Raw genomic sequence first — 19379 nt, 5'->3', positions numbered from 1 at the left:
CAACGTTCCTGCGCGGCACGGAAGTTCGCGGATTCGTGACGTTCAGTCCGCTCGGGCGCCGGAGACGACCATGGCTAGGGTGGACTCGACGACGTCCGCGCGGCGCCGTTCCGGGAGGCGGCGCAACGGGCCGTCGAGCAGCAGAAGTGACAGTCCGTGAACGGCCGACCACGCGGCAGCCTCTGCGGCGGGGCGGGCCTGCCGCGGGATGCGGCCGACCCGGGAGAGGGCCCTCAGCGCGTCCGTGAGCAGCGTGAACGCCCGGATCTCGGGTTCGGGCTCGGGCGGCCGCCCGACCGGCGCCCACTCCTCGCCGCAGGGCGGCCGAGGGGTGCAGAACGCCGCCCGGTAGAGGCCGGGCTGATCCAGGGCGAAGCCCACATAGGCGCGGCCGAGGGCTGCGAGGCGCAGCTCTGCTGCGACGGTGGCGTCGTCGGCCCCGGGGGCCCGGTCGGCGGCCCGTTCCATGGACTCGGCGAGCGCGCGCTGGGCGTGGATCTTGACCGCCCTGAGGAGCTCTCCGCGCCCGTCGAAATGCCGGTAGGCGGCGGTGGGCGAGACGCCGACCCGGCGGGCCGCCTCCCGCAGGACGACGCGGTCGGGGCCGCCTTCGGTGGCCAGGTCCACGGCGGCGCAGATCAGCGCGTTGCGCAGATCGCCGTGGTGGTAGGACTTTCCCCCCGAGATCGCTGCCATGCGCTCATCCTGCCCGATGTTGACCGCATGAACATTCCAGGCGGGGGGCGCGACGCGCCGGGGAGAACGCGAAGGCCCCCACCGGTCCGGCAGGGGCCCCGCGACGCGATGGTGGGACTACTTCCCCGTCTCGCGCTCGTACGCCTTGATGACCTCGTCCGTGGGGCCGTCCATGAGGAGCTCGCCCTTCTCCAGCCACAGCACGCGGTCGCAGGTGTCCCTGATCGACTTGTTGCTGTGACTGACCAGGAAGACCGTGCCGGCCTCCTTGCGGAGTTCGCGGATGCGCTCCTCGGAGCGGATCTGGAACCGGCGGTCGCCGGTCGCGAGCGCCTCGTCGATCATGAGCACGTCGTGGTTCTTGGCGGCCGCGATGGCGAACCGGAGACGGGCGCCCATGCCGGAGGAGTACGTACGCATCGGGAGGCTGATGAAGTCGCCCTTCTCGTTGATGCCCGAGAAGTCCACGATGCCCTGGTAGCGCTCGCGGATCTCGTCCTTGCTCATTCCCATGGCAAGGCCGCCGAGTATCACGTTGCGCTCGCCGGTCAGGTCGTTCATCAGCGCCGCGTTGACGCCGAGGAGCGAGGGCTGGCCGTCGGTGTAGACCTTGCCGCTCTCCGTGGGGAGCAGCCCCGCGATGGCGCGCAGCAGGGTCGACTTGCCGGAGCCGTTGCTGCCGATGACGCCGATGGCCTCGCCCCGGTAGGCGGTGAAGGAGACGCCTCGCACGGCGTGCACCTTGCGGACGCCCCGGGAGACCTCGGCCTTGCCGCGGCCGAGGATCCGGCTGAGCGCCGCCGTGGCGCTGCCCTTGCCGCCGCCACCGGTGTTGACCCGGTAGACGATGTGGACCTCGTCGGCGATGACGGTGGGAACGCGTCCCTGGTCGGTGTCAGCCACGGCCGTACCTCTCTTCTGCCTTCCAGAAGTAGACGAAACCGCCGAGACCCATCGCCACGGCCCAGCCCAGCGCGGCCATCCAGACGTGCGACGGCAGGTTGCCCGCGCCGTAGCCGTCGATCAGGGCGAACCGGATCAGGTCCATGTAGATGGCCGCCGGGTTGTACATGAGGACGTCGGCGATCCAGGCCGGCTTGTCCGCGAGCATCACCGGGATCGAGAACATCACGCCGGAGGCGTACATCCAGGTGCGCATGATGAACGGCATCAGCTGGGCGAGGTCGGGCGTCTTGGCACCCATCCGCGCCATGATCATGGCGAGCCCGACATTGAACACGAACTGCAGAAGCAGGGCCGGAACCAGGAGGAGCCAGCTCAGCGACGGGTAGCTGCCGAAGGCGATGGCGACGGCCGCCAGCACGATCATGGAGAACAGCAGCTGCTGAAGCTGCTGGAGCGCGAAGGAGATGGGCAGCGTGGCACGCGGGAAGTGCAGCGCCCGGACAAGTCCGAGGTTGCCGGAGATCGCCCGCACGCCCGCCATCACCGAGCTCTGCGTGAAGGTGAACACGAAGATTCCGGTCACCAGGAAGGGGATGTAGACCGAGGTCGTCATGCCCTGACCGGCGTCCAGGATCAGGCCGAAGATCAGGTAGTAGACCATCGCGTTGAGCAGGGGGGTCGCCACCTGCCACAGCTGGCCGAGCTTCGCCTGGCTGTACTGCGCCGTCAGCTTCGCCTGGGAAAAGGCCAGGATGAAGTGGCGCCGCCCCCACAGCTGACGGACGTACTCGAAGATGCCGGGCCGGGCACCACTGACCGCGAGACCGTACTTGGCCGCCAGTTCGGCCGGGGTCAGGCCGTCATCGGCAGAGGGCGGGGCGCTCGTCGCGACCGCACCGTCGTGGGTTGTGTCACTCACAAGTCGAAACTTTCGTATCCAGATGCGCGGCAAGTCGGGTACCACGTTGTCACACGACGGGCGGGCGTCCCAGTCGGGTCAGCCGCCACACCGTACGCCATTTCATGGGCCGTCGCGGTCCGCAGGGAACGGCCCAGCCTTCCCGGAATCCGCCGATCCACGCCTTGAGGGCGGGGAGGGAGGGGCGCCGCGCCAGAGTCAGCAGCAGCCAGACACCGAGATAGACCGGAACGAGGGGTGCGGGGAGATTGCGCCGAGCCAGCCACACCCGGTTGCGGGCCACGTTGAAGTGGTAGGACGCGTGCCGGGAGGGAGGTGTGGTGGGGTGCAGCAGCACCATGTCGGAACGGTAGTCGATCATCCAGTCGGCGTCGAGAGCCCGCCAGGCGAGATCGGTCTCCTCATGGGCGTAGAAGAATTCGCTCGGCAGATCGCCGACTTCGGTGAGGACCTTCGTACGGACCGCGTTGGCGCCGCCGAGGAAGGTGGTCACGCGCGAGGACCGCATCGGGTCGGCCGCGCGCAGCCGCGGGACGTGCCGGCGCTGGGTGAGACCCGTCTCGGGGTCCGCGATCCGGAAGCTGATGATGCCCAGCCGGGGATCGGCGGTGAATGCCTGGCGGACCAGTTCGGCGGTGTCCTCGTGAGCGAGCAGACCGTCGTCGTCCAGGAAGAGCAGTGCGTCGACGGGCCCGCAGGGGCCGCCGGGCCCGAAGGCCGCGATGCCGATGTTGCGGCCGCCGGGGATGCCCAGGTTCTCGGGCAGGTCGATGGTGTGGACGCCGTCGGGCACACCCGTCACGGGTGCGCCGTTGCCGACCACGACGACCTCGACCGGGTCGCCCTCCTGCTTGGCGACCGAGTCGAGGAGCGCGCGCAGATCGTCGGGGCGGTTGCCCATGGTGATGATGACGGCGCCCAGCTTCATCGGCGTACTCACGCTTGTCCTCACTTCAGCCGGCTCGACGCCAGGATCGACACCAGGTGCAACAGCGTCTGCAGGAGCGCGATGCCGGCCAGCACGGCGACACCCAGCCGCGTGAAGAACAGGTCGTCCCTGACCGAGTCCACGATCGCGAGGACCAGGATCAGCAGGGAGGCCTCGATGCCGAGGACCAGCCGGTGGAACTTCAGCGCCGCGGCGGCCCTGCGGGCCAGCGCCATGCCGGACGAACGCGGCTCGGAAGCCGCCTCCTTGACCGGCGGCAGCCCGCCCTGGTGCCGGGCGACGCCGACCAGGTCGGTCTCGGCCTTGATCAGGATGGCGCCAAGGGCGGCGAGGGTGCCGAGGAAGGCCCACAGCCAGTCGATCCGCCCGGAGCCCCACAGGTCGGCGGCGCGCAGGCCGAGGCCGACGAGGACCGCCGCGTCGCACAGGTAGGCGCCGACCCGGTCGAGGTACACGCCGCCCAGGGAGAACTGCTGCTTCCAGCGGGCCACCTCCCCGTCGACGCAGTCGAGCAGCAGATAGAGCTGGACCATGACCACACCGAGCACGGCGCCCCAGATCCCCGGGATCAGCAGCGCCGGGGCGGCGAGGACGCCCGCGAGCGTCATCACGTACGTGAGCTGGTTCGGCGTGATCCGGGTCTTCACCAGGTGCCGGGTGATCCGCAGCGAGACCTCCCGCATGTACAGGCGGCCCGCCCAGTGTTCGCCGCTCCGCCGGTCCTTCACACCCGCGGGGTGAACGACCGGGCGGAGCTCAGCTACCGATGGCTTTGGCATAGTCGGCGTACGCGTCCCTGATCTGGTCGGTGGACAGGTCGAGGTGCTCGAGGATGGTGTAGCGGCCGGGACGGGTCTGCGGCGCGAAGGTGACGGCCTCGACGAACTCGTCGACGCTGAAGCCCATCTCGCCGGGCGTCACGGGCAGGCCGTGCCGGCGCAGCGTCTCGACCATGCCCAGCGAGCCGTCCGTGGCACCGCGCAGGTGCATCGCGAAGGCCGCGCCCAGACCGCACTGCTCGCCGTGGCTGGCCGCGCGCTGAGGGAAGAGCAGGTCGAAGGCGTGGCTGATCTCGTGGCAGGCGCCCGAGGAGGGGCGGGTGTCGCCGCTGATCGACATGGCGATGCCGGACATCACCAGGCCCTCGGAGAGCGTGACGAGGAAGTCGTCGTCGCCGACGCCGCCGGGGTGGCGGAGCACGGCCTCGCCGGCGCTGCGGGCCATGGCCGCGGCCAGGCCGTCGACCGGCTCACCCGTCTCGCGGTGCGAGAGCTCCCAGTCCGCGATGGCGGACAGGTTGGAGATCGCGTCGCCGATGCCGGAGCGGACGAAGCGCACCGGGGCGTCCCGGATCACGTCGAGGTCGATGACCAGCGCGATCGGGGTCGGCACACCGTAGGAGCCACGCCCGTTGTCGTTGTCCAGGGTGGAGACCGGCGAGCAGATGCCGTCGTGCGACAGGTTCGTGGCGATGGCGACCAGCGGCAGGCCGACCCGGGCCGCCGCGTACTTGGTCACATCGATGATCTTGCCGCCGCCGAGGGCCACCACGGCGTCGTACCGCTTGCCGCGCATGGCGTCGGCGAGCTTGACCGCCGCGTCGATCGTGCCGCCGTCGACCGGGTACCAGTCGGCGCCGGGCAGCTCGGGAGCGAACTGCTCACGCAGCTTCAGACCCGAGCCGCCGCTGATCGCCACGGCGATCCGGCCGTTGCTGGAGATCCGCTGGTCCGCCAGGAGGCTGGCGAGATCGTCCAGCGCTCCCCGGCGGATGTCGACGACGACCGGCGAGGGGATCAGCCGGGTCAGTACTGGCACGCGATGTCACGGCCCTTCGCGAGGTCGTCGTGGTTGTCGATCTCGACCCACTTGACGTCGCCGATGGGAGCCACGTCGATGGTGAAGCCGTCGTCGACGAGCTTCTGGTAGCCGTCCTCGTAGTAGAGGTCGGGGTCGCGCTCGAAGGTGGCCTTGAGGGCGTCGGCGAGGGCCTCGGCGGCCTCGGGCTCGATGAGGGTGACACCGATGTACTCGCCCGTGGCGGTGGCCGGGTCCATCAGCTTGGTGATCTTCTGGACGCCCTTGCCCTCGGCGGTGATGACCTTCATCTCCTCGTCGGCGAGGTTCTTCACCGCGTCGAGGGCGAGGATGATCTTCTGGCCGTCGCCGCGGGCGGCGAGCAGCGTCTTCTCGACCGAGACGGGGTGGACGGTGTCGCCGTTGGCGAGGATCACACCGCGCTTGAGGACGTCACGGGCGCACCACAGGGAGTAGGCGTTGTTCCACTCCTCGGCCTTGTCGTTGTCGATCAGCGTGATCGAGACGCCGTACGTGGCCTCCAGGGCCGCCTTGCGCTCGTACACGGCCTCCTTGCGGTAGCCGACGACGATGGCGACCTCGGTGAGGCCGACCTCGGCGAAGTTCTTCAGCGTCAGGTCGAGGACGGTGGTGTCACCGTCGACAGGCACGAGGGCCTTCGGAAGCGTGTCGGTGTAGGGGCGCAGACGCCTTCCGGCACCGGCTGCCAGTACGAGGCCAATCATGCTGTTTCTCCTTCGTCATGTACGGCGGGTGCTCCGGAGGACACCCAGAAACGGATGGACTCCACGAGCACCACGAGCGCGACGGTGACCGCCAGGGCGGTGAGCGCCAGGGTGAAGTCGTTGCCACGGCTCGCCAGCAGGGCGGCGAGGACGGTCACCAGCAACGTGCGGCCCTCGTGACCGCCGATGGTGCGCACCAGCCACGTGGGCGGCGCGCCGGTGCCGCCGCGGATGCGGTACACCGTGTCGTAGTGATGGTAGGCGACGGCGGCCACCAGTCCGTAGGCCGCGGGCAAGGCCCCGTTCACCTCGGAGCGGGCCGCGAGGATCAGGACGGTGCCGTACTCGGCGGCCCGGAATACGGGCGGCACGAGCCAGTCGAGCGCGCCCTTGAGGGGGTGCGCGACAGCGATGGCCGAACAGATGACATAGAACACGGCCGCGACGACCACCTGGGCGCTGCCGAAGTCGCGCGCGGCGGCCGCGGTCAGCAGGGCGACCGCGCCGACGGCGGCGACCACGGGCGGGACCCAGGCGCCCTTGATGTTCGGCCGGCTCGCCGCCAGGAGCTGGGCGAGCGGCCCGGAGTCCGCCAGGTCCGCGAGGGCCTGCGCGGCCCGGTCGGTCCGCTTCGCCTTGCGGGTGAGCGAGCGCAGCACCCGGCCGGCGGTGGTGTAGCAGGCGCCGAAGGCGCAGCCGATGATCAGCGCCCAGAAGACGATCCGCGGGGTGGTGACGGCGGTGAGGACCGCGATCATGGCCCAGCGCTCGCCGATCGGCAGGATGATCATCCGGCGGACCCAGACGGTCCAGCCCACGCTGTCCAGCCGACTGGAGAGGGCCGCGGTGGGGCTCGTATTGGCCGTGGCGTCGTGGTTGGCCTCGTTGAACGAGAAGTCCACGACATGGCGGCAGGTCATCAGGACCATCGCACCCAGCGCGAGCGCCCACACGTCGTCGCCGTTCCGCGCGGCCCCGAGGGCGAGGCCGGCGTAGAAGGCGTACTCCTTGGCGCGGTCGAAGGTGGCGTCAAGCCAGGCGCCCATCGTCGAGTACTGCAGGGAATAGCGGGCGAGCTGCCCGTCGGTGCAGTCCAGGACGAAGGAGACCAGGAGCAGGACGCCCGCGGCGATGTAGCCGCCGCGCTCGCCCGTGGCGGCGCAGCCGGCCGCGATCAGCGCCGTGAGCAGCGAGGCGGTGGTGACCTGGTTGGGGGTCAGTCCGCGCCGCGCGCACCAGCGGGCGATGTAGCGCGAGTACGGGCTGATGAAGAAGGTGGTGAAGAAGCCGTCGTGGGCCTTCACCGCGGAGCGGAGTCGTACGGCCTCGTCGTCGACGTCCGCGACGGCGCCGCGGGCCGTGTGCCGGCTCTCCGCGTCGGCCGGTACGGCGGCCACGAGCGAGCCGAGCTCGGGGTGGTGCACGGCGACGCCGTCGGCGTCGAGCGCGGCGGCGAGGGTGTCGGGCAGCACCTCGCCCTCGGCGACGACGGGCCCGTGGTCGGCACCCGGCACCGGCGCGGACACGTCGGTCAGCGCGCGGGCGAGGGCCGGTCGGGCCTCGCTCTGCGTGGTGAGCGCGCCGGGCACGGCGGAGGCGGGGAAGCGGGGGTCGGTGAGGCCCAGCCGCAGCGCGTGGAGGTGTCCGACGAAGCGGGGGTCGACGACGGCGACCCGCTCGTCGGCCGGTACGGCGGCGAGCAGTGCGCCGGCGTCACGTGGGTCGGATGCGACCTTGACGTCGAAGCCCAGCGACCGCAGATCGCCGTCGAGCGACGATCCGGGTACCGGCGGACCGGTGAGGATGGCGGTCGACAGGACGAACTCACTCCTTGGAGCTGACGGGCGGGGCCGGCGGGGCCCATGACACGGCCCCGGGCACGGCGGTACGGCCCGGCATCGGGCGGCAGCACGTCGGCTGAGGCTATCGGATGAACGAAAGCGGGAGTTCATCGAGGCTTTGCGGTGCGGACTCCCCCGGGCCCACTCGAATCCTCGCGAGCGCGCCCCGTCCTGCGGAGATCATCATGGGCGATCGACACCCCGCCCCACAAACCGTGCTCCACGGGCACCCGGAGCGACTGTCGCACCCCACTCGGAGCTGCGCACATAATCGCAGGTCAGACGATATGACAACGGTGTTCAGTACCGTGTTGCGCATACCCCCCACCCGTAGTTCACTTGCGAATCGGGGACCATCGGGACCACTGACGACACGACCGGGAGGCCTTGTCATGGGGGCTGGACACGACCACGGACACAGCCACGGCGGATCGCCGCCCACGGGGACCGCCGCCGCGGCCTACCGGGGCCGGCTGCGGATCGCGCTGGGCATCACACTGTCCGTGATGGTGATCGAGATCGTCGGCGGCATCGTCGCGAACTCGCTGGCACTGATCGCCGACGCGGCGCACATGGCGACCGACGCGGTCGGCCTGGCGATGGCTCTGCTCGCGATCCACTTCGCCAACCGGCCGCCCACGGAGAACCGCACCTTCGGCTTCGCCCGGGCCGAGATCCTGGCCGCGCTGGCCAACTGTCTGCTGCTGCTCGGCGTCGGCGGCTTCGTGCTCTACGAGGCGGTCCAGCGGTTCATCGAGCCGGCCGAGACCAGGGGCGGTCTGGCCATCGCGTTCGCGTTGATCGGTCTGGTCGCCAACATGATCTCGCTCTCTCTGCTCGTCCGCGGCCAGAAGGAGAGCCTGAACGTACGCGGCGCCTATCTGGAGGTGCTCGCCGACGCCCTCGGCTCGGTGACGGTCCTGATCTCCGCGACCATCATCCTCGCGACCGGCTGGCAGTACGCCGACCCGATCGCCTCGATCCTGATCGGCCTGATGATCGTGCCGCGCACGGTCAAGCTGCTCCGCGAGACCCTCGACGTGCTCCTGGAGTCCGCCCCCAAGGGCGTCGACATGGCCGAGGTACGCGCGCACATCCTGGCGCTGCCGGGTGTCGAGGACGTCCATGATCTGCACGCCTGGACGATCACCTCCGGGATGCCGGTGCTCTCCGCGCACGTGGTGGTGGACCAGGCCGCGCTGGACGCTGTGGGCCACGAGAAGATGCTGCACGATCTCCAGGGCTGCCTGGGCTCCCATTTCGACGTGGAGCACTGCACCTTCCAGCTGGAGCCGGCCGGTCACGCCGAGCACGAGGCCAAGCTCTGTCTCTGACTCCCGGTGCCTGCTACCGTTGATCGGCAAACGTGAGGTGAGAGAGGAGCTGAGGTTGATGACCGTCGCGATGGAGGCTGCCCAGTGCGGCAGCGCCCGGTCCGGCTTCAGCTCCCGGGTCACCGGCTGACCTGATCTCCCGGTTCTTCCGAACCGGTTCGTCACGTCGTCGGCCGGGACCCTCTCACACAAGGGTTTCCCACGTTGTCCGACAACGATCTGTACACCGCTTTCTTCGCCCTGCACCACGGTCTTCCGCGGCAGGGTCCGGGCTCCGACTCCACCACCCGTCGCCTGCTCGCGCTCGCGGGACCGCTCCCCGAGCGACCCCGTGTGCTCGATCTCGGCTGCGGCCCCGGCCGCTCCGCGCTGCTCCTGGCCGCCGAGGCCGGCGCCGAGGTGACGGCCGTGGACCTGCACGAGCCCTTCCTCGACGAGCTGCGAGAGAGCGCCGACGCGCGGGGGCTCGGCGACTCCGTCCGTACGCTCGCCGCCGACATGGGTGCGCTCCCGTTCCCGGACGGATCCTTCGATCTGGTCTGGGCCGAGAGCTCGGCCTACGCCATCGGCTTCGACACCGCGCTGCGCGAGTGGCGCCGCCTCCTTGCTCCCGGCGGAACGCTCGTCCTCACCGAGTGCGAGTGGACGGTGGACGAACCGAGCCAGGAGGCCCGCGCCTTCTGGGACGTGCACTACCCGCTCCGTACCTCCGCCGCGAACACCGCGGCGGCGACCGGGGCCGGCTATCACGTCCTCGGGGTCGTCCCCCAGCCCGAGAGCGACTGGGACGAGTACTACGGTCCGCTCTCCGCGCGGGCCGATGCCGCCGACCCGGCGGCTCCCGGCATGACCGAGGCTCTCGTCTCGACCCGCGCGGAGCTCGCCATGCGCCGTGACCACGGCGGCGAGTACGGCTACACCGGCTACGTCCTGCGGCCCGCCGACCCCCGGTGGCGTACGCGGGAGGAGACGGCCGCCGACATCCCGCGCGTACGGGAGATCAACGCGTCCGCCTTCGCCACCGCGGACGAGGCCGCGCTGGTCGACGCCCTGCGGGAGGACACCGGCGCCTGGCTGCCCGGCCTCTCGTACGTCGCCGAGGCGTCCGACGGCACGGTGGCGGGATACGCGCTCGTCACCCGCTGCCACGTCGACGGCGCTCCGGCGGCCGCGCTCGCTCCGGTCGCCGTCGATCCGGCGTACCAGCGGCAGGGTGCCGGAGAGGCCGTGGTCCGGGCCGTGCTCAACGCGGCACGGCTGCGCGGGGAGCGGCTCGTGCTGGTGCTCGGTCACCCGGAGTACTACCCGCGATTCGGCTTCGTACGGGCGTCCGAATACGGGATCAAGCCAGGTTTCGAGGTACCGGACGAAGCCATGATGGCCCTGGTCCTCGACGGTTCCGCCCCGGCCGCCCGGGGGATGATCCATTATCCGACGGCCTTCGGCGTCTGACGCGTCGCCCGCTCCCGCCGCACCGGGTGTACTCCGGTGTGGTGGGAGCGGGCCATGTCCGGCCTCCGAAGTACGGACAAGCCGCTTTTGTGCGGCAGACTGATGATGCCCCAACGGGCCGAGGATCGAAGCGAAGGATGGGTATGCCGACCACACCAGCCACCGCGGCACACAGCTCGCCGAACGGCGTCTCTTCGGGCGGTGTCCCGGCGTCGATCATGCTCGAGCTGGTCGACGAGGACGGCACCACCATCGGTACGGCCGAGAAGCTCGCCGCACACCAGGCGCCCGGGCAGCTGCACCGCGCCTTCTCCGTCTTCCTGTTCGACGAGTCCGGCAGGCTGCTGCTCCAGCGCCGCGCGCTGGGCAAGTACCACTCCCCCGGTGTCTGGTCGAACACCTGCTGCGGCCACCCGTACCCGGGCGAGGCGCCGTTCGCGGCCGCCGCCCGGCGCACGTACGAGGAGCTGGGCATCTCGCCCTCGCTGCTCGCCGAGGCGGGCACCGTCCGCTACAACCACCCGGACCCGGCGTCGGGCCTGGTGGAACAGGAGTACAACCACCTCTTCGTCGGCATGGTGCAGGCCGATCTGCGGCCGGACCCGGAGGAGGTCGAGGAGACCGCCTTCGTGACGGCGGAGGAGCTGGCCAAGCGGCACGCGACCGTGCCGTTCTCCGCCTGGTTCATGACGGTCCTGGACGCGGCGCGTCCGGCCGTCAGGGAGCTGACGGGTCCGTCCGGGGGCTGGTGATCCCGGGCAGGTTCGGGGTTCCGGGCGCCGACGCCGGCGCCCGGGATCCGATTCCCTGCGCGGTCCCGGGCCCCGGCACCTGCGGTGTCAGGGGCAGGGCGGCCCAGATGATCTTGCCGCCGTTCGCGGTGTGCTCCACGTCGCACGCCCCGCCGGCCTCCAGCGCGATCTCCCGTACCAGCAGCAGCCCGCGGCCACCCGTCTGCCCGTAGTCCGCCTCCAGCGCCTTGGGGCGGTACGGATGGTTGTCCTCGACGGACACCCGGATCCACTCCGCGCCGATCGCCACCTCCACCGCCACTTCGGGGGAGAGCAGCGCCGCGTGTTTGACGGCGTTGGTGACCAGCTCCGAAACGATCAGGAGCAGGCCCTGGACCGTGTCGTCGTGGACCGGTACCCCTTGACGGATCAGCAGGTCCCGAACGGCGTGCCGGGCCTGCGGAACGGAGACGTCGACCGCGGGAGCGGTGAAGCGCCAGACCCCTTCGTAGGACGGTGGCCGTGCGGGGACGCTCCCCCGGCTCTCCATAGTCCGGCTCCCACCCTCGTGCTCGATTGTCGCCACGGGATCGAGTCTTGGTAATCCGTAGGTCCGGACCGGCCTACTGACCAGAAGTCGACACTTATCGACCGAATTTTGATCGGGTGAGTATGCCAACGTCAGTTGTTCGACTGCTCCTGATCCGCTTCTGACGGCTTCGGAGGGGACTCCGACGAGGTAGGCGGAGAGGCCTGCGAACGGGCCTGCTCGGACGCCTGCGGAGAGGCCGCCTCAGGGGCGACCATACTGACGATCCGTCGACCTCCGACACCGATGGCGATCAGGCCGAGACCGTCGAAGAGCAGGGCCAGCGAGAAGAACACTCCGAGCACGTAACGGCTGCTGTCGGGCCAGTCGAAGAGCACCAGCAGCCCGAGCAGGAGTCCGAACGCCCCCTGGAGGAGCGTCCAGCCCATCTGCGGTCCGCGCACCACCACACTGCCCACCAACCGGAACACCCCGCCGGTCAGGAAGAGCAGCGCCGCGAACATGGTCAGCGCCTCGGCCGAGCCCTCCGGATGCCGGATGACGACGACACCGGCCGCGATGTTCAGGGCGGCCACCACCACGGCGAGCCAGAAGTAGCTGGTGCCCCGGGACTCGATGGCGTGCAGCAGACCCACGACACCGCCGATGAGCAGGAGCCAGCCGAAGAGGAGCATCGAGGTGAGCGTGGCGAGGCCGGTGTAGAACAGGCCGACGATCCCGGCGATGACGAGCAGGGCACCGAGGAGGACGAGCCAGCCGAAACTGCGGCGCAGCTTTCTGCCCTCGCGTACGGCGTCGTGGGAACCCTGGGCCATGGGGCGCCTCCTCCTCGCACCCCCTTCCTGATCGTACGGTCGGGGTGCCCGGATAGCATCCGGCGCATGGAGCCGCAGCTGAGTGTCAGCGTCGCCGACGGGGTCGCCACCGTCGTCATCTCGAACCCCGCCAAGCGCAACGCGATGACGGCCGCGATGTGGCGGTCCCTGCCGGGGGTGCTCGCCCCGCTCGCGACCGACGCCGAGGTCCGCGTCCTGGTCCTCACCGGTCAGGGCGAGACCTTCTGCGCCGGCGCCGACATCTCGACCTTGCGGGAGCCGGGCGACGAGCAGCAGTCGCTCGCGGTACGGGCCGAGGAGGCGCTCGCCGCCTTCCCGAAGCCGACGCTGGCCGCCGTCCGCGGCTACTGCGTGGGCGGCGGCAGCCAGCTCGCGGCCGCCTGCGACCTGCGGTTCGCCGAGGAGGGGGCACGGTTCGGAGTCACCCCGTCGAAGCTCGGCATCGTCTATCCCTCCTCCTCGACTCGTCGGCTGGCCTCGCTGATGGGGCCCTCGGCCGCCAAATACCTGCTCTTCTCGGGCGAGTTGATCGACGCGGAGCGGGCGCTGCGCACCGGCTTGGTGGACGAGGTGCTCCCCGCGGGCGCGCTGGACAAGCGGGTGGGCGAGTTCACCCGTGTCCTGGCCTCGCGCTCCCTGCTGACGCAGGCGGCGGCGAAGGAGTTCGCCGACGGCCGCACCGACCGGGACGCGTACTGGGCGGAGGAGGCGCGCGGCAGCGGCGACACCGCCGAGGGTGTCGCCGCCTTCCTGGAGCGCCGCGCGCCCCGCTTCACGTACGGGGGCTGAGCCGGGCCCGGCCGGGTCAGCCCTCCTGAGCGAGAATCCTCTCGCCCTGCCCGCGCCAGTGCGCGACGATCCCGGCCGGCGCCTTCTCGGGCGAACCCGCGTCGTAGGGCGGCTGCGGGTCGTACTCCGTCAGGAGCTGGATCGTCTGCGCGACCTCGTCCCCGGCGATCCTGCCGACCAGGTGCAGCGCCATGTCGATGCCCGAGGACACCCCGGCGGCGGTGACGTACTTGCCGTCGAAGACGACCCGCTCGCCGGTGGGTTCGACGCCGAGCGGCTTCAGCTCGTCGAGCGCGAGCCAGTGGGCGGTGGCCCGGCGGCCGGCGAGCAGGCCCGCTCCGGCGAGGATCAGCGAGCCGGTGCACACGGAGGTGGTCCAGGTGCTGGTGGCGTCGGCCGTACGGACCCAGGCGAGGATCTCGGGGTCGTGCATCGCTTCCCGCGATCCCGGCCCTCCGGGGACCAGCACGATGTCCGGGGTCGGTACGTCCGCCAGGGTCTTGTCGGCGACGAGGGCGAGGCTTCCCTGGTCGCCCCGGACCGGGCCGGCCTCCTTGGCGACGAAGACGGTCTCGGCTCCGGGGAGCCGGGCGAGCAGCTCGTAGGGGCCGACGGCGTCGAGCGTGGTGAAGCGGTCGTAGAGCAGGACGGCGATCTGCATGGTGTTCCCCTCGGTGGTCGTGCGGTGGTCGTGCGGTGGTCGGTGGTCGTGCGGTGGTCGGTGGCCGTGCGGTGGTCGGCGGCCGTGCGGTGGTCGGTTCGGTGCGGTGGTCGGTTCGGTGCGTGCGCGTCGAACCGGTGCTTCGGTTCCATGCGTACGTCGGTTCAGGGCGTCGTCGACACGGGTGCGTGGAAGCGGCGCCGGTACTCGGCCGGGGCCGTGTCGAGCGCCTTGACGAAGGCCCGGCGCATGGCCTCGGGGGTGCCGTAGCCGGCCGCGCGGGCGACCTCCTGGACCCCCACGGCCGTCTCCTCCAGGAGCCTGCGCGCGTGTTCGAGCCGGACCCGGTCGACGTACCGGCCGGGAGTCGTGCCGGTCTCCGCCTGGAACGCGCGGGCGAAGTGGCGGGGCGACAGCCGGGCGCGGGCCGCCAGCGCCTCGACGGAGAGGTCCCGTTCGGGGTGCTCGGTGATCCACTGCTGGAGGTCCCGCAGAGGTGCCCGGCGGGCGGTCTGGGCGGCCAACTGGGCGCTGAACTGGGCCTGGTTGCCCGGGCGACGCAGAAAGACGACCAAATGACGGGCGACGGTCAGGGCGGTGTCACGGCCCAGGTCCTCCTCCACGAGCGCGAGGGCGAGGTCGATGCCCGCCGTCACGCCGGCCGAGGTGGAGATCCTGCCGTCGCGGACGAAGATGGGCTCCGCCTCCACCTCGACCTCGGGATAGCAGCGGGCGAGGTGGTCGCAGGCGACCCAGTGGGTGGTGGCCCGGTGGCCGTCCAGGAGCCCGGCCTCGGCGAGCAGCAGGGCGCCGGTGCAGACGGAGACCAGGCGCTCGGCGTACGGCGCGTTCTCGCGCAGCCAGTCGATCAGCCGGGGGTCGGCGTGGCGGGTGCCCTCGCCCCCGGGGACGAGCAGCGTGTGCGGGCGGTCCGCGTCGGCGAGCGTCGTGTCCGGGAGTATCCGCAGGCCGCTCTGGGTGCGGACCGGACGCCCGTCGAGCGAGGCGGTCCGGATCGGATAGGCGGCGTCACCGCCTGCGGCGCGGCCGGCCCCGGCGAACACCTCCACCGGTCCGGTGACATCCAGGCTCTGCACGTCGTCGAAGAGGACGACGAGCACGGGTCGCTTCGTCATGTGTTCCATCCTTGGCGGAGCGCGGGATGTCCGCAATGACGAAGACCCCACCTTTCCTGCCATCGGCCGCGGGCGACCGCCGACCGCGACCGCCCCGGACTTCCCGTCGTACCGACCAGTCGGTAACGTTCCGTTCCATGACCTCTCTGCCGCCCCGCGCGGGCCGCCGCTGCCATCACATGCTCAACCCGATGCACTCCACGGTGTACTTCTCACCGGACCTGGACACCGAGTTCCGGGCCCTCGGTTTCGAGGACACCTCGGCCATGCGGCTCGCCTCGCGCAGCGCCGCGATGGGGGCCGTGGGCGCAGGAACCGTCGCCGCGGCCTTCTACAACTACAACGTCGAGCTGCTGGCCCGGCATCTGCCCGCCGTCTGGGACATCGCCTCGCCGACGGACGTGGTGGCCGCACGGCTGCGGGCCGTGGACACCACGATGCGCCGTCTCCTCGGCGAGGAGGCGGTCGCCTCGGCCGAGATGGCGGAGGCCGCCGAGCTCGCCCTGCGCGCCACCGAGGCCTGTACCCGGCACGCCCGGCCGCTGTACTCGGCCCACGCCGACCTGCCGGTCCCGGAGGAGGCCCACCTGCGCTACTGGTACGCCGCGACGCTGCTGCGCGAGCACCGGGGCGACGGCCACCTCGCGGCCCTGCTGAGTGTGGGCCTCGACCCGCTGGAGGCGATGGTCAGCCACACCGCCACGGGCATGGGCATGAACCCGCGCTGGGCCCTGGGCGCCCGGGGCTGGCGGCGCGCCGACTGGGACGCCGCGGCCGCGCGGCTGCGGGACCGCGGGCTGCTGGACGCGGACGGCGAGCTCACGCCCGAGGGCATGAGCCTGCGCGACGCGGTGGAGGAGCACACGGACCGCCTGGACTCCGCCCCGTACGAGCACCTGGGCGCGGCCGGCGTCGAGCGCCTGACGGAGCTGGGCAAGGGCTTCCGCAACGCGGCGTACCTGGCGGGAGCCTTCCCCGCGGACCTCGGCGACAAGGGCTGACGGAACCGCCGCGCGGGCGGGGCGGGTGCGGCGATCCTGTCGGCGACCCGGCACAATGCAGTCGCAAGCTTGAGGCACGAGAAGGCGAGTCGGGACACCGTGACGACGTCCATCGAAGGCAGGATCGCCGAGGAACTCGGCGTACGCGAGCGACAGGTGAGGGCGGCCGTCGAGCTGCTCGACGGCGGGTCGACCGTGCCGTTCATCGCGCGCTACCGCAAGGAAGCGACCGAGATGCTCGACGACGCGCAGCTGCGCACGCTCGAGGAGCGGCTGCGGTATCTGCGGGAGCTGGAGGACCGGCGGACCGCCATCCTCGATTCCGTACGGGAGCAGGGCAAGCTGACGGCCGAGGTGGAGGCCCAGATCCGGGCCGCCGACACCAAGGCCCGTCTCGAGGACATCTACCTGCCCTTCAAGCCCAAGCGGCGCACGAAGGCGCAGATCGCCCGCGAGGCAGGTCTGGAACCCCTGGCGGAGGGGCTCCTCGCCGACCCGTCGGTGGAGCCGGCGGCCGCCGCCGCGGCCTTCGTCGACGCCGACAAGGGCGTCGCGGACCCGGCCGCCGCGCTGGAGGGCGCCCGCGCGATCCTCACCGAGAAGTTCTCCGAGGACGCCGACCTCATCGGCGAGCTGCGTGAGCGGATGTGGGGCCGGGGCCGGCTCGCCGCCAAAGTCCGCGAGGGCAAGGAGGAGGCGGGCGCGAAGTTCGCCGACTACTTCGACTTCGCCGAGCCGTTCACCGCGCTCCCCTCGCACCGGATCCTCGCGATGCTGCGCGGCGAGAAGGAGGACGTCCTCAGCCTGGAACTGGAGCCGGAGGACCGCGAAGACACCGCGACGCCCGGCCCGTCCGCGTACGAGGGGATGGTCGCCTCCCGCTTCGGCGTGGCCGAGCGAGGGCGCCCGGGCGACAAGTGGCTTCAGGACACGGTCCGTTGGGCCTGGCGGACCCGGATCCTGGTCCACCTCGGGATCGATCTGCGGCTGAGGCTGCGGACGGCGGCGGAGGACGAGGCGGTACGCGTCTTCGCGGCGAACCTGCGTGACCTGCTGCTCGCCGCGCCGGCGGGCACGCGGGCGACGCTGGGGCTCGACCCCGGCTTCCGCACGGGCGTGAAGGTCGCCGTGGTCGACGGGACGGGCAAGGTCGTGGCCACCGACACGATCTACCCGCACGTCCCCGCGAACAAGTGGGACGAGTCGCTGGCGAAGCTGGCGCGGCTCGCGAAGGAGCACGCGGTCGAGCTCGTCGCCATCGGCAACGGCACGGCCTCCCGCGAGACGGACAAACTCGCGGCCGAACTCATCGCCAAGCACCCGGAGTTGAAGCTCACCAAGGTCATGGTGTCCGAGGCCGGCGCCTCGGTGTACTCGGCCTCCGCGTTCGCTTCGCAGGAACTGCCCGAGCTGGACGTGTCGCTGCGCGGTGCCGTCTCGATCGCACGGCGGCTCCAGGACCCGCTGGCCGAGCTGGTGAAGATCGACCCGAAGTCGATCGGCGTCGGGCAGTACCAGCACGACCTGTCGGAGGTGAAGCTCTCGCGTTCGCTGGACGCGGTGGTCGAGGACTGTGTGAACGGCGTCGGTGTCGACGTCAACACCGCCTCCGCGCCACTGCTTTCGCGGGTGTCGGGCATCGGCGCCGGGCTCGCCGAGAACATCGTGGCGCATCGCGACGCCAACGGTCCCTTCCGGTCGCGGAGGGCGCTGAAGGACGTGGCACGGCTCGGACCGAAGGCGTACGAGCAGTGCGCGGGCTTCCTGCGGATCCGGGGCGGCGACGACCCGCTGGACGGTTCCTCGGTGCACCCGGAGGCGTACCCGGTGGTGCGGCGGATGGTGAAGACGACGGGCGGCGAGGTCGCGTCGCTGATCGGCAACACGGGTGTCCTGCGGTCACTGCGGGCGGACGACTTCGTCGACGAGACCTTCGGTCTCCCGACGGTCACCGACATCCTGCGTGAGCTGGAGAAGCCGGGGCGGGACCCGCGGCCGGCGTTCAGGACGGCGACGTTCAAGGAGGGCGTCGAGAAGCTCGGCGACCTCGCGTCGGGGATGGTCCTTGAGGGCGTGGTCACGAACGTGGCGGCGTTCGGGGCGTTCGTGGACATCGGTGTGCACCAGGACGGCCTGGTGCACGTGTCGGCGATGTCGAAGACGTTCGTGAAGGACCCGCGGGACGTGGTGAAGCCGGGTGACGTGGTCCGGGTGAAGGTCCTGGACGTCGACATCCCGCGCAAGCGGATCTCGCTGACGCTGCGGCTCGACGACGAGGCGACGGCGGAGACGTCCGGCGGGGGTGCCCCGAAGGGGGAGCGCGGCGAGCGCGGTGGCCGCCCGCCGCAGCAGCGCCGTGGCGCGGGCGGCGGCGGTGGCCGTGGCGCGGGCGGTGGCGGCGGCGGTGGCGGTGGCGACCGGGGTCGCTCCCAGGCCCCGGCCCCGTCGAACAGCGCGATGGCGGACGCCCTGCGCAAGGCGGGCCTGCTGAACGAGGGCGGCGGCAAGCGGCGCGGTCGCTGACACGTACGGGGCCCGGCCGGAAGGCCGGGCCCTTCGCCTTCTCCGGTCCTTCGGCCGGGAACATGTCACACAGACCAGTGAGCCGAAAGAGAAGGCCGGCCCACGGGACATGGGCACGTTGACGTCCTTCTCGTCTCGACCCACACGTTGCGGCCCCGCTCTCGGCGGGCAGGGAGGCCGGCCATGTGGGCGGCGAGCCGCCGGAACGGCCCTACACTCGCTCCATGGGTCGCATCCGTTCGACGAGGCAGTGCCTGCGGCAGGCCGCGTCCGGAGTGCGTCCGGCCGTCGTCGACCCGGCCACCGCCGCTGACGTCGAGTCGCCCCGAACCCGCCGTATCGCCCTGCACGGCCACGGCTAGCGCCCCTCTTCCCCGGCGCGCCGCTCCCCCGCCGTACGTCGGGCCCCTCCCCGGCCGAGTCCGCCTCGCCCCGCCCACCGCCGGGCGGTCTCCGCCCCGCTCCACGTCACCACAGCAGCCTTCCGGCACTCGCCGGCGCTGCCGCCTGGC

General features: G+C 71.4%; 18 protein-coding genes and 1 pseudogene. 7 read left to right on the top strand and 12 right to left on the bottom strand.

Annotated features, from left to right (window positions below; genetic code table 11):
* Nucleotides 1-42 precede the first annotated feature (42 nt).
* From ACZ561_RS13295 to ACZ561_RS13260, 8 genes are all read right to left on the bottom strand, one after another.
* A complete protein-coding gene (locus ACZ561_RS13295) occupies nucleotides 43-696 on the bottom strand; it encodes a TetR/AcrR family transcriptional regulator (protein ID WP_470993518.1) in 654 nt (217 codons plus the stop codon).
* 117 nt (nucleotides 697-813) lie between these two features.
* A complete protein-coding gene (locus ACZ561_RS13290; protein ID WP_376435108.1) occupies nucleotides 814-1599 on the bottom strand; it encodes an ABC transporter ATP-binding protein in 786 nt (261 codons plus the stop codon).
* Nucleotides 1592-2521 carry an ABC transporter permease gene (locus tag ACZ561_RS13285; RefSeq protein WP_376435111.1) on the bottom strand — a complete coding sequence of 310 codons (930 nt, stop codon included), beginning with the start codon at nucleotides 2519-2521 and terminating at the stop codon, nucleotides 1592-1594. Before ACZ561_RS13285 ends, ACZ561_RS13290 begins: the two co-directional genes overlap by 8 nt.
* A 49-nt stretch (nucleotides 2522-2570) precedes the next feature.
* Complete coding sequence (locus tag ACZ561_RS13280) at nucleotides 2571-3449, bottom strand: glycosyltransferase family 2 protein (RefSeq protein ID WP_470994427.1); 879 nt, start codon at nucleotides 3447-3449, stop codon at nucleotides 2571-2573.
* Nucleotides 3450-3469: 20 nt separating this feature from the next.
* Nucleotides 3470-4249: a CDP-alcohol phosphatidyltransferase family protein gene (locus tag ACZ561_RS13275; protein ID WP_470993514.1), complete on the bottom strand. Its 780-nt coding sequence runs from the start codon at nucleotides 4247-4249 to the stop codon at nucleotides 3470-3472.
* On the bottom strand, nucleotides 4227-5288 hold the full coding sequence (locus tag ACZ561_RS13270; RefSeq protein ID WP_376435115.1) for an iron-containing alcohol dehydrogenase family protein: 1062 nt from the start codon (nucleotides 5286-5288) through the stop codon (nucleotides 4227-4229). The genes ACZ561_RS13275 and ACZ561_RS13270 overlap by 23 nt, the downstream gene beginning before the upstream one ends.
* Entirely contained in the window at nucleotides 5276-6013 is a 738-nt protein-coding gene (locus ACZ561_RS13265; protein ID WP_470993511.1) for a phosphocholine cytidylyltransferase family protein, read from the bottom strand. Before ACZ561_RS13265 ends, ACZ561_RS13270 begins: the two co-directional genes overlap by 13 nt.
* The gene (locus tag ACZ561_RS13260) at nucleotides 6010-7830 is read right to left on the bottom strand and encodes a DUF5941 domain-containing protein (protein ID WP_470994424.1); all 1821 of its coding nucleotides are present in this window, start codon (nucleotides 7828-7830) and stop codon (nucleotides 6010-6012) included. The genes ACZ561_RS13265 and ACZ561_RS13260 overlap by 4 nt, the downstream gene beginning before the upstream one ends.
* Before the next feature lie 416 nt (nucleotides 7831-8246).
* Between ACZ561_RS13260 and ACZ561_RS13255 the strand changes: the two genes are divergently transcribed.
* The 3 genes from ACZ561_RS13255 to idi all read left to right on the top strand — a co-directional run bounded on the left by ACZ561_RS13255 (nucleotide 8247) and on the right by idi (nucleotide 11392).
* The gene (locus tag ACZ561_RS13255) at nucleotides 8247-9188 is read left to right on the top strand and encodes a cation diffusion facilitator family transporter (RefSeq protein ID WP_470993508.1); all 942 of its coding nucleotides are present in this window, start codon (nucleotides 8247-8249) and stop codon (nucleotides 9186-9188) included.
* A gap of 204 nt (nucleotides 9189-9392) precedes the next feature.
* Complete coding sequence (locus tag ACZ561_RS13250) at nucleotides 9393-10640, top strand: GNAT family N-acetyltransferase (RefSeq protein ID WP_470993505.1); 1248 nt, start codon at nucleotides 9393-9395, stop codon at nucleotides 10638-10640.
* 143 nt (nucleotides 10641-10783) lie between these two features.
* On the top strand, nucleotides 10784-11392 hold the full coding sequence (idi, locus tag ACZ561_RS13245) for an isopentenyl-diphosphate Delta-isomerase (protein ID WP_376435130.1): 609 nt from the start codon (nucleotides 10784-10786) through the stop codon (nucleotides 11390-11392).
* An 82-nt stretch (nucleotides 11393-11474) separates the two neighbouring features.
* Here idi and ACZ561_RS13240 read toward each other — a convergent pair.
* Both ACZ561_RS13240 and ACZ561_RS13235 read right to left on the bottom strand, forming a co-directional pair.
* Nucleotides 11475-11921: pseudogene (locus tag ACZ561_RS13240) on the bottom strand (ATP-binding protein); the annotation flags it as partial.
* A 131-nt stretch (nucleotides 11922-12052) separates the two neighbouring features.
* A complete protein-coding gene (locus ACZ561_RS13235) occupies nucleotides 12053-12736 on the bottom strand; it encodes an HdeD family acid-resistance protein (RefSeq protein ID WP_470993502.1) in 684 nt (227 codons plus the stop codon).
* Between the two features lie 66 nt (nucleotides 12737-12802).
* On the opposite strand from ACZ561_RS13235, the gene ACZ561_RS13230 reads away from it, so the two are divergent.
* Complete coding sequence (locus tag ACZ561_RS13230; RefSeq protein WP_470993499.1) at nucleotides 12803-13546, top strand: enoyl-CoA hydratase/isomerase family protein; 744 nt, start codon at nucleotides 12803-12805, stop codon at nucleotides 13544-13546.
* Nucleotides 13547-13562: 16 nt separating this feature from the next.
* Here ACZ561_RS13230 and ACZ561_RS13225 read toward each other — a convergent pair whose 3' ends face one another.
* Together ACZ561_RS13225 and ACZ561_RS13220 are read right to left on the bottom strand one after the other, a co-directional pair.
* The gene (locus ACZ561_RS13225; RefSeq protein ID WP_470993496.1) at nucleotides 13563-14207 is read right to left on the bottom strand and encodes a DJ-1/PfpI family protein; all 645 of its coding nucleotides are present in this window, start codon (nucleotides 14205-14207) and stop codon (nucleotides 13563-13565) included.
* A 164-nt stretch (nucleotides 14208-14371) separates the two neighbouring features.
* Nucleotides 14372-15343 (bottom strand): GlxA family transcriptional regulator, encoded by a 972-nt coding sequence (locus tag ACZ561_RS13220; RefSeq protein WP_470993493.1) that lies wholly within the window; start codon nucleotides 15341-15343, stop codon nucleotides 14372-14374.
* A gap of 137 nt (nucleotides 15344-15480) precedes the next feature.
* On the opposite strand from ACZ561_RS13220, the gene ACZ561_RS13215 reads away from it, so the two are divergent.
* The 3 genes from ACZ561_RS13215 (at nucleotide 15481) to ACZ561_RS13205 (ending at nucleotide 19229) form a co-directional block, all read left to right on the top strand.
* On the top strand, nucleotides 15481-16344 hold the full coding sequence (locus ACZ561_RS13215) for an SCO6745 family protein (RefSeq protein ID WP_470993490.1): 864 nt from the start codon (nucleotides 15481-15483) through the stop codon (nucleotides 16342-16344).
* Between the two features lie 99 nt (nucleotides 16345-16443).
* A complete protein-coding gene (locus ACZ561_RS13210) occupies nucleotides 16444-18867 on the top strand; it encodes a Tex family protein (protein ID WP_470993487.1) in 2424 nt (807 codons plus the stop codon).
* Nucleotides 18868-19091: 224 nt separating this feature from the next.
* Nucleotides 19092-19229 carry a hypothetical protein gene (locus tag ACZ561_RS13205; protein ID WP_470993484.1) on the top strand — a complete coding sequence of 46 codons (138 nt, stop codon included), beginning with the start codon at nucleotides 19092-19094 and terminating at the stop codon, nucleotides 19227-19229.
* Nucleotides 19230-19379 lie beyond the last annotated feature (150 nt).

The sequence above is a fragment of the Streptomyces sp. NPDC039609 genome, from assembly GCF_055596705.1.
The sequence above is the reverse complement of the archived record's forward strand: the minus strand, read 5'-3'. Positions and strand labels throughout refer to the sequence as shown.

Coding starts and splice junctions, on each gene's coding strand:
- ACZ561_RS13275 (WP_470993514.1), bottom strand. CDS start 4,249: ATGCCAAAGCCATCGGTAGCTGAGCTCCGCCCGGTCGTTCACCCCGCG.
- ACZ561_RS13280 (WP_470994427.1), bottom strand. CDS start 3,449: ATGAAGCTGGGCGCCGTCATCATCACCATGGGCAACCGCCCCGACGAT.
- ACZ561_RS13230 (WP_470993499.1), top strand. CDS start 12,803: ATGGAGCCGCAGCTGAGTGTCAGCGTCGCCGACGGGGTCGCCACCGTC.
- ACZ561_RS13235 (WP_470993502.1), bottom strand. CDS start 12,736: ATGGCCCAGGGTTCCCACGACGCCGTACGCGAGGGCAGAAAGCTGCGC.
- ACZ561_RS13220 (WP_470993493.1), bottom strand. CDS start 15,343: ATGACGAAGCGACCCGTGCTCGTCGTCCTCTTCGACGACGTGCAGAGC.
- ACZ561_RS13255 (WP_470993508.1), top strand. CDS start 8,247: ATGGGGGCTGGACACGACCACGGACACAGCCACGGCGGATCGCCGCCC.
- ACZ561_RS13295 (WP_470993518.1), bottom strand. CDS start 696: ATGGCAGCGATCTCGGGGGGAAAGTCCTACCACCACGGCGATCTGCGC.
- idi (WP_376435130.1), top strand. CDS start 10,784: ATGCCGACCACACCAGCCACCGCGGCACACAGCTCGCCGAACGGCGTC.
- ACZ561_RS13205 (WP_470993484.1), top strand. CDS start 19,092: ATGGGTCGCATCCGTTCGACGAGGCAGTGCCTGCGGCAGGCCGCGTCC.
- ACZ561_RS13225 (WP_470993496.1), bottom strand. CDS start 14,207: ATGCAGATCGCCGTCCTGCTCTACGACCGCTTCACCACGCTCGACGCC.
- ACZ561_RS13265 (WP_470993511.1), bottom strand. CDS start 6,013: ATGATTGGCCTCGTACTGGCAGCCGGTGCCGGAAGGCGTCTGCGCCCC.
- ACZ561_RS13215 (WP_470993490.1), top strand. CDS start 15,481: ATGACCTCTCTGCCGCCCCGCGCGGGCCGCCGCTGCCATCACATGCTC.